General features: G+C 70.8%; 11 protein-coding genes and 1 riboswitch. Of the genes, 6 read left to right on the top strand and 5 right to left on the bottom strand.

Going from position 1 to position 8,498, the window contains the following annotated elements; translation table 11 throughout:
- Positions 1 to 9: 9 nt before the first annotated feature.
- Both ACFZDE_RS00615 and ACFZDE_RS00620 read right to left on the bottom strand, forming a co-directional pair.
- Positions 10 to 240 (bottom strand): DUF397 domain-containing protein, encoded by a 231-nt coding sequence (locus ACFZDE_RS00615; RefSeq protein WP_391196100.1) that lies wholly within the window; start codon positions 238 to 240, stop codon positions 10 to 12.
- A gap of 9 nt (positions 241 to 249) precedes the next feature.
- Positions 250 to 1,110 (bottom strand): Scr1 family TA system antitoxin-like transcriptional regulator, encoded by an 861-nt coding sequence (locus ACFZDE_RS00620; RefSeq protein ID WP_390991916.1) that lies wholly within the window; start codon positions 1,108 to 1,110, stop codon positions 250 to 252.
- Between the two features lie 213 nt (positions 1,111 to 1,323).
- Here ACFZDE_RS00620 and ACFZDE_RS00625 point away from each other — a divergent pair, with 213 nt between their 5' ends.
- Positions 1,324 to 1,782: an ATP-binding protein gene (locus ACFZDE_RS00625; RefSeq protein ID WP_391196103.1), complete on the top strand. Its 459-nt coding sequence runs from the start codon at positions 1,324 to 1,326 to the stop codon at positions 1,780 to 1,782.
- Between the two features lie 366 nt (positions 1,783 to 2,148).
- Here ACFZDE_RS00625 and ACFZDE_RS00630 read toward each other — a convergent pair whose 3' ends face one another.
- The 3 genes from ACFZDE_RS00630 to ACFZDE_RS00640 form a co-directional block, all read right to left on the bottom strand.
- Positions 2,149 to 2,622: an NlpC/P60 family protein gene (locus ACFZDE_RS00630; protein ID WP_390991910.1), complete on the bottom strand. Its 474-nt coding sequence runs from the start codon at positions 2,620 to 2,622 to the stop codon at positions 2,149 to 2,151.
- A 3-nt stretch (positions 2,623 to 2,625) separates the two neighbouring features.
- A riboswitch (cyclic di-AMP (ydaO/yuaA leader) is annotated at positions 2,626 to 2,838 on the bottom strand.
- 348 nt (positions 2,839 to 3,186) lie between these two features.
- Complete coding sequence (locus ACFZDE_RS00635; protein WP_391196104.1) at positions 3,187 to 3,378, bottom strand: hypothetical protein; 192 nt, start codon at positions 3,376 to 3,378, stop codon at positions 3,187 to 3,189.
- A 97-nt stretch (positions 3,379 to 3,475) separates the two neighbouring features.
- Positions 3,476 to 4,468 (bottom strand): ABC transporter permease, encoded by a 993-nt coding sequence (locus ACFZDE_RS00640; protein ID WP_391196107.1) that lies wholly within the window; start codon positions 4,466 to 4,468, stop codon positions 3,476 to 3,478.
- A 160-nt stretch (positions 4,469 to 4,628) separates the two neighbouring features.
- On the opposite strand from ACFZDE_RS00640, the gene ACFZDE_RS00645 reads away from it, so the two are divergent.
- From ACFZDE_RS00645 to ACFZDE_RS00665, 5 genes are all read left to right on the top strand, one after another.
- Positions 4,629 to 5,270 (top strand): TetR family transcriptional regulator, encoded by a 642-nt coding sequence (locus ACFZDE_RS00645; protein WP_390991905.1) that lies wholly within the window; start codon positions 4,629 to 4,631, stop codon positions 5,268 to 5,270.
- 108 nt (positions 5,271 to 5,378) lie between these two features.
- Positions 5,379 to 5,681, top strand: a complete 303-nt coding sequence (locus ACFZDE_RS00650) for an urease subunit gamma (RefSeq protein WP_028808600.1) — start codon at positions 5,379 to 5,381, stop codon at positions 5,679 to 5,681.
- A gap of 10 nt (positions 5,682 to 5,691) precedes the next feature.
- Positions 5,692 to 6,003 (top strand): urease subunit beta, encoded by a 312-nt coding sequence (locus ACFZDE_RS00655; protein WP_391196110.1) that lies wholly within the window; start codon positions 5,692 to 5,694, stop codon positions 6,001 to 6,003.
- Positions 5,996 to 7,717 carry an urease subunit alpha gene (locus ACFZDE_RS00660; RefSeq protein WP_391196112.1) on the top strand — a complete coding sequence of 574 codons (1,722 nt, stop codon included), beginning with the start codon at positions 5,996 to 5,998 and terminating at the stop codon, positions 7,715 to 7,717. Before ACFZDE_RS00655 ends, ACFZDE_RS00660 begins: the two co-directional genes overlap by 8 nt.
- 10 nt (positions 7,718 to 7,727) lie before the next feature.
- On the top strand, positions 7,728 to 8,402 hold the full coding sequence (locus tag ACFZDE_RS00665; RefSeq protein ID WP_391196115.1) for an urease accessory UreF family protein: 675 nt from the start codon (positions 7,728 to 7,730) through the stop codon (positions 8,400 to 8,402).
- Positions 8,403 to 8,498 lie beyond the last annotated feature (96 nt).

The raw sequence follows: 8,498 nt of genomic DNA on the forward strand, positions 1-8,498 counted from the left end.
CAGAAACGGTCAGATGTGGTCGACCGCGGCCATGAACCCCGCCCAGCTCTCCGGGGAGAAGAGCAGTGCGGGTCCGGCCGGGTCCTTGGAGTCGCGCACGGCGAGCAGTCCGGCCCAGGGCGGGGTATCCGGACGCGCGGTCTCGACGCAGTTGTTCGCGCCGGTGCTGTAGCTGCTGCGCAGCCACCGCACACCGTGCAGTTCGATGCTTGAGGGGACATGACGAGGCAGTGCACGCATGGTGCCTCCTTACGCGCCGGCGGCTGTCCCGGCGATGAAATCCAACGAGTCCTCGGGCGAAAGGGCGTGGATCTGAAGGGCGTTGAAGGCCTCCGTGTAGGCCTGGAGGTCTTCTTTCCGTTCGAGGTAGAGGCTACTCGTCAAGTGGTCGAGAACAACCACATCCAGATCAGAAGTGCTCGAAAATGAGAAGATTACGAAAGGGCCGGTGACACCGATGTGCGCCCCGGCGGCGAACGGCAGTACTTGCAGACGCACCTGGGGCAGCCGGGCGGCCTCGACCAGTCGTTCCAGCTGACGGGCCATGACCCCGGGTCCGCCCACCTCGCGCCGCAGCACCGCCTCGTCCAGGACGGCACTGAGCTTCAGCGGGGGATCCTCGCGCAGCACGACCTGCCTGGCCAACCGGACCTCGACCAACGTGTCTAGCCGGTCCTCCGGCAGTCCCTCCACCGCGGCCCTGGTCACCGCACGCGCGTACTCGGGTGTCTGGAGCAGGCCCGGGACGACGGTGGTCTCCAGCGTGCGCATCGCGCCGGCCTGCGACTCCAGGCTGATGAAGTCCCGGTACGTCGGCGGCAGTACGCCGCGGTAGGCGTGCCACCAGTGGTGTCGGCCGTCGCTGTCGTCGGACCCCGCCAACACCATGAGCAGTTCGCGGAGTTGGGAGTCCGTCACACCGTAGGCGTCGAGAAGTAACCGCACATCGGCCGGTTTCACCCCGCTCGTGCCCGTCTCGATCCGACTGACCTTGGACTGGTGCCAGCCCACCAGCCGGGCCGCCTCACCGCTCGTGAGCCCCGCAGAGGTGCGCAGCGCACGCAGTTCGGCGCCCAGTTTCCGGCGGCGCACCGCGGGACCGTGCTGCATGGGCTCCTCCTTACTCCTTCCGAGCCACCCAAATACGGTCTCGCGTCGCAGAGTTCACCGCTTTGAGCGACAGATATATGCATATCTTGGTGGATCGCCGTCCTTCGGGGGTGTTCTGGTGGCAGTCTGGCGACGAAGCACCAGTCCGGGACCGTACTCGAACCATCCGCTCCGTGTCGGGCTGTGGTCCCGTGGGAAAGGGACGAGGTCGCCATGGCAGACCATCTGGAAGCATCCGTCACTCTGCCGAGCGATCCAGCCTCGGTCTCCGCAGCGCGTGCCTATGTGGTGGGCACGCTGGCGGAGTGGGGCCTGGCGGCGGACACGGAGGTGTCCGACACCGTCCGGCTCATCATCTCCGAGCTCGCCACCAACGCCGTCCAGCACACCTTCGGTCAGTCGCCCACGTTCACCGTGGACATCGCACTCGACCGTGACGAGCGCCTGCGCATCGGTGTCACGGACAGTCATCCGCGCTTTCCCAGACGCCTGCCGGCCGCAGTCCAGCAGGACAACGGCCGGGGTCTGGTCATCATCCGCTGGCTGACCGCGGAATGCGGCGGCCGGCTCCGAATCCGCCCCACGCGCGAGGGCGGCAAGACCATCTCGATCGAACTCCCCTGGGCGGTCCCGGTCCAGCCGGTCACGACCGCGGTACAGCAGGAGCCCTAGTCACCACAACGGCATGTTCAGCGGGTGCCGCCCGCCCCCCGGGCCCCGCGCGACCCGCATCCGGGCCACGCCTCACGGCTCCGGGTCACCTGCCGAGGCTCCGGGTCACCCCGCCAAGGCTCCGGGTCACCCTGCCACGGTTCCCAACCACCCCTCACGGCTCTGGGCCGTCCCCGCCCGGCCATCACGCCCGCTCCGCGCCTCACGGCCCGTTGGAGCCCTCGCGGCCGTCGCAGACGCCACCTCGGCGCTCTCCTCGGTGCTTTCCGCCTCCCTGCGCAACCCCGCCCGCCGCACGAGCCGCGGGAGCAGCCCACGCCTCGGCGTGCGGCGGCGCGTCCAGGGCGCCGCCGCACGCCGGGCGGATCACTTCACGCGTCCGTACCAGACACTCTTGGTCCAGATCTTCTGCAGTCGCACCACGTCCCCGCTCTTCGGGGAGTGCCAGAGCTTGTTCTTACCCGCGTAGATACCGACGTGGTACACGTTGCTGCCCGAGTGGAAGAACACCAGGTCCCCCGCCTTGCGGCTCTTGGCGGAGATGTGGCGCGTCTTGTTGTACTGCTGGGCAGCCGTGCGAGGGAGCTTCTTGCCGGCCTTCTTGAACGAGTAGAGCGTGAGCCCGGAGCAGTCGAACCGGTGCGGACCGGTGGCCCCGTACCTGTAGGGCGAACCCTTCTTGGAGGCCGCGACCTGCAGTGCCTTGGTCGCCGGTGTGGCCGCCGCCGCCTCGGATGCGAATCCGGGCGCCACGATGGAGCCGCCCACCGCGGCGATGGTGAGCGCCGAGGCCGTGCCGGCCCGGGCCATGAGCGACGGGACACGATTGAGCGCAGTCATGCGCAACCCTTCGTCAGCCGCCTGTGAAGGATGACCTGTCGGATTCGGGCTGACAAAGTTGCCCGGCCGCTGACGCGGCTTCACCCCAAGGGCTGCTCGGGTCCGGTCATGGCGTGACCGTCCCGGCGACCCGTCGTGCTCGGGTCCTCCACTCCTGCCGATCCACTCCTGTCGACCGGTCATCCGGGCGGCGGCAGGACTCGGCGTCCGCCCGGATCGCCCCGCCACAGCGGCGGGGGCTTGTCGTCAGTCAGGGATCTTGGCTCATGCGTGTCCGGATTTCCCAACGGAACCGGGGATTTGTGTTGTTACTCACCACTCACCCGTTCGGGTGGACACGTGTGCGTTCGAGCCACGGTTCACGGGTTCGCGGAGCTCCGGACCAGGGATGGAATGCCCCATTCCGTCCTCGGGCTACGCGCGTTGCGCAACCGGAGCGGCCCTTAAATTCGTCTCCCGCCTACTCCGAACAGGGGTACGTCATTTGGTCCGTTTCAACTCAGCTCCGGACGCGTCGGCGGCGGGCGGTGCGGCGGCGCGTGCGCCGGGACCGACGGTTTCGCGTCAACTGACGGACTCCGGGGGCAGGGTGAGCCGGGCCGTGCGCCGCTCGCCGTCCAGCACTCGCAGAGCCCGACCACGGTGGCGGCGTGCAGTTCCGTCTCGCCCCGACGGTCCTGGGATCTTGTCCCGGTCGATGTCCGTGCTCACCTGCTCGCGGGTGTGGCCCGTGTGCGGCGCGAGCATCTCCTCCATCCGACTCCGGGTGAGTGGCAACTCGTAGGCGTGGATGGCCAGATCACTGGCCTGCCCCGGACCGGCTCGGTCAACGCGGGCGGGTAGGGCGTGCCGGTCAGGCCACTGACGAGAGCTCCCGCTGGTCGGTCGCGGGCGCGGTACCCGCCTTTCGGGCCCGCAGCGAGTTGCCGAGCAGGACCGCACCCAGACCCAGAGCCGCCCACCAGACCAGGGTCAGGGCGGGCCCGGTCGCCGCCGCGCCGTCGAAGTACGACACCGAGCGCAGCAGCGTCGTCCCCGCGCCCGGCGGAAGCCACTGGCCGATCGCACCGGCCGGCTCCGGCAGCATCTGCGGCGCCGAGGTCGCGCCGGAGAACGGGTTGCCGATCAGCATCACCACGGCGGCCCCGAGGCCCGTACCGGCGGGCCCGATCAGGGCGGCGAGTCCGGCGACGGCACCTGCGACGGCCAGGGTCGCCAGGCCGAGCACCGACGCCTCCGCCCACCAGTCACCGCCGAGCGCCCCGAGCCAGCTGTGCGCGATCGCGGCCGCGATCACACCCACCAGTGCGGACGCTCCGAGCAGTGCGATCACGGCCCGGGAACCGCGCAGCCCCAGCAGGGTGACCACCGCGCCCGCCGCGATACCCGCCAGGGCGAGCGGCAGGGAGGCGGCGTTCAGCACCGCGCCGCGTGGATCACTGGACGGGGTGGACACGACGTCGACCGTCTTGATCCGGGTCCCCTGGGCGTCGGCCTGCTGGGCCACGGCCTGCTGGAGCAACTGCGCGACCACCGGACTGGCGGCGGAAGCGGTGAGCAGTTCCGGCCCCTGCGGGGTGACCACGACCGCGCCGTACACGCTCCGGTCCTCGATGGCGTCCCGGGCGGCGGCCTCGTCGGCGTAGCGGTGGATCTCGAACGCGCCCTCGTGCCGCTCCAGTTGCCGCTCGACCTGGGCCACGGCGGTGGCCGGCCCGGCCACCCCCAGCGGCAGGTCGCGGGGCGCGATACGGGAGGCGGGCCACGCGAAGGCCCACAGGGCGAGGGCGGCCAGGACGGGTACGAGGACGACGACCGCGAGCACATGGCGGTTGCGGGAAGGCATGAGGGTCTCCTGAAACGAGCTGGACCGAGCGGGGTCGAGCGAGGCCGAGCGAGGCCGAGCGGGCCGGCGCTAAAAAGAAGGAGCGTTCGTTTTTCTGGTCCCACCGTGCTCCCGCCGCGGCGCCTTGTCAAGAATGAATATTCGTTTTAGTTTGAGGATCATGGCTCGCGTGTCCCAGGAACATCTCGACGCCCGCCGCCGCCAGATCCTCGACGGCGCCGCGCTCTGCTTCGCCCGCAACGGCTTCCACGCCACGTCCATGCAGGACGTGCTGAAGGAGATCGACCTCTCGGCGGGGGCGGTCTACCGCTACTTCAGCGGCAAGGAGGAGCTGATCGGCGCGATCGTCGCCGAGACGCTCGGCTCGGTCCGTGAGGCCTTCGAGGACGCGGCCCGCCTGAGTCCGCCCCCGCCGCCGGACGAACTCGTCACCTCGGTCCTCGGCCGGACGCTCGCCGCCCGCGAGTCCCTGGTCGTCGACGGCCGGCCCGCCTTCCCCCGGCTCGTCATCCAGGTGTGGACGGAGACCCTGCGCAACGAGGAGCTGGCCGCCCTCCTGCGGGAGAACTACGGCTCGGTCCGCGCGGCGTGGGGCAAGGTCGTCGAGGGGTATCAGGAGGCCGGCATGATGCGGACGGACGTGACGCCGGACCATGTGGCCCGCACGATGATCGCCTGTGTGCTCGGGTTCATCGCACAGCAGTCCCTCTTCGGGCCCGCCCCGGTCGAGGTGCTCCGGGACGGTCTGCGAGCCCTGATGAGCATGCGTGCTGAGGACCCCAGTGGATCACAACTCGGTTAACGTGCCCGAAACGCGCCGCCATTAGCCTGCCGATCCACGCCACCTGGCACTTTGCCCCGTGGCCGCGGCAGCCGGGCCCCGCACGGCCCGGAGATGGTGAGGTGGGACGTGCAACTGACCCCGCACGAGCAAGAACGGCTGCTGATCCACGTGGCGGCCGACGTGGCCGAGAAGCGCAGGGCCCGTGGCCTGCGGCTCAACCACCCCGAGGCGGTCGCACTCATCACCTCGCACATCCTTGAGGGCGCCCGGGACGGCCGTACCGTCGCCGAACTCATGTCCTCCGGACGCAAGCTCCTGACCAGGGACGACGTCATGGAGGGCATCCCGGAGATGATCCACGACGTCCAGGTCGAAGCCACCTTCCCGGACGGCACCAAGCTGGTCACCGTCCACGACCCGATCGTCTGAGGGGGCCGCCGTGATTCCCGGAGAGATCCTCTTCGCCGACGGGCCGATCGCCTACAACGAGGGTCGCGAGGTCGTCCGTCTCACCGTCCTCAACGCCGCCGACCGGCCCGCGCAGGTCGGTTCCCACTACCACTTCGCCGAGGCCAACCCAGGTCTGGAGTTCGACCGCGACGCCGCGCGCGGCAGGCGACTCAACGTCGCCGCCGGCACGGCCGTGCGCTTCGAGCCCGGGATCCCCGTCGACGTCGACCTGGTGCCGCTGGCCGGTGCCCGTGTGGTGCCCGGTCTGCGCGGGGAGACCGGAGGTGCCCTCGATGCCTGAGATCTCGCGTGCCGCGTACGCCGACCTGTTCGGACCGACGACCGGCGACCGGATCCGTCTCGCCGACACCGACCTGCTGGTCGAGATCGAGGAGGACCGCTCCGGCGGCCCCGGACTCGCCGGTGACGAGGCCGTCTTCGGCGGCGGCAAGGTCATCCGCGAGTCCATGGGCCAGGCGCGGGCCACGCGCGCGCAGGGCACGCCGGACACCGTGATCACCGGTGTGGTGATCATCGACCACTGGGGGATCGTCAAGGCCGACGTCGGCATCCGCGACGGCCGGATCACCGGCATCGGCAAAGCCGGCAACCCCGACACCATGGACGGCGTCCACCCGGACCTGGTCATCGGCCCGGAGACCGAGGTCATCGCCGGCAACGGGCGGATCCTCACGGCGGGGGCGATCGACGCGCACGTCCACTTCATCTGCCCGCAGATCGCCGACGAGGCCCTCTCCTCGGGCATCACGACCCTCGTCGGCGGCGGCACCGGCCCCGCGGAGGGCTCCAAGGCGACCACCGTGACCCCCGGACCCTGGCACCTCGCCCGGATGCTGGAGGCGATGGAGGCGTATCCGCTCAACATCGGCCTGCTCGGCAAGGGCAACACCGTCTCCCACGAGGCGATGCTGTCCCAGATCCGCGGCGGCGCCCTCGGCCTGAAGCTGCACGAGGACTGGGGCTCCACCCCGGCAGTCATCGACGCCTCGCTGACCGTCGCCGAGCGGACCGGCATCCAGGTCGCCATCCACACCGACACCCTCAACGAGGCCGGGTTCGTGGGCGACACCCTGGCCGCCATCGCGGGGCGGGGCATCCACGCCTACCACACGGAGGGTGCGGGCGGCGGGCACGCGCCGGACATCATGACCGTGGTCTCCGAGTCGTATGTGCTGCCCAGCTCCACCAACCCGACCAGGCCGTTCACCGTCAACACCGCCGAGGAACACCTCGACATGCTGATGGTGTGCCACCACCTCAACCCGGCGGTGCCGGAGGACCTGGCCTTCGCCGAGTCCCGGATCCGGCCCTCCACGATCGGGGCGGAGGACGTGCTGCACGACCTGGGCGCGATCTCGATCATCTCCTCCGATTCCCAGGCCATGGGGCGGGTCGGCGAGGTCGTCATGCGGACCTGGCAGACCGCGCACGTGATGAAGCGGCGGCGGGGCGCCCTGCCCGGGGACGGACGCGCCGACAACCGCCGGGTACGTCGCTATGTCGCCAAGTACACGATCAACCCGGCCCTCGCCCAGGGCCTGGCCGCGGAGATCGGCTCGGTGGAGAGCGGCAAACTGGCCGACCTGGTGCTGTGGGACCCGGCGTTCTTCGGCGTCAAGCCGCAGCTCGTCATCAAGGGCGGGCAGATCGCCTACGCCCAGATGGGCGACGCGAACGCCTCGATCCCCACCCCGCAGCCGATCCTGCCGCGCCCCATGTACGGGGCGATCGGGCGGGCACCGGCCGCCAACTCCGTCAACTTCGTGGCCCCATTGGCCGTCGAGGACGGGCTGCCGGAGCGGCTGGGGCTCGGCAAGCGGTTCGTGTCGATCGAGTCGACGCGCGGTGTGACCAAGGCCGACATGCGCGAGAACGACGCACGGCCCGAGGTGCGGGTCGATCCCGACAGCTTCGCGGTGCACATCGACGGCGAACTGGTCGAGGCGGCGCCCGCGGCCGAACTCCCCATGGCCCAGCGGTACTTCCTGTTCTGAGGGTGGTCTGATGTCGCGTGCGGCGCTTCTCGTCCTGGCCGACGGCCGCTTTCCCGCCGGGGGGCACGCACACTCCGGTGGAGCCGAGGCGGCGGTCAAGGCCGGTCGGATCAGCGGGGCGGCGAGCCTGGAGGAGTTCTGCCGGGGACGGTTGCACACGGCAGGCCTGGTGGCGGCCGGGCTGTCCGCTGCCGCGGCGCTCGGAATCGATCCCGTCGCACTGGACCGCGCCGCAGACGCGCGAACCCCGTCGCCCGCACTACGGGTCGCCGCGCGCAAGCTGGGACGGCAGCTGCTGCGGGCCGCCCGGGCGACCTGGCCGTCCGCCGAACTGGACGCGCTCGGCAGGGAGTTCCCCAAGGGGGCGCATCAGCCGGTGGTGCTGGGGCTGACGGCCCGGGCGGCGGGACTGGGGCCGGTGGACGCGGCGTACTGCGCGGCGTACGAGAGCGTGAGCGGGCCCGCGTCGGCGGCCGTGCGGCTGCTGAGCCTGGACCCGTTCGACGCGACGCGGGTGCTGGCCCGGCTGGCGCCGGAGGTGGACCGGGTCGCGGACCGGGCGGTGGAGGCGGCCCGGAAGGTGATCGACGAGGGGGTCGACGCCCTGCCCGCGGGGTCGGCACCGCTCCTGGAGATCGGGGCGGAGGTGCATGCGGCATGGCCGGTACGCCTGTTCGCGTCCTGACTGCCCCGCTGACAACGCCGAGCGGGAGCACCCCCTTCGAGGGGCGCGGGGAACTGCGCGATCAACCCCCACCCACCCGCACCTGACACCAGCGCC

It is taken from the genome of Streptomyces sp. NPDC007929 (assembly GCF_042959065.1).
GTDB lineage: Bacteria > Actinomycetota > Actinomycetes > Streptomycetales > Streptomycetaceae > Streptomyces.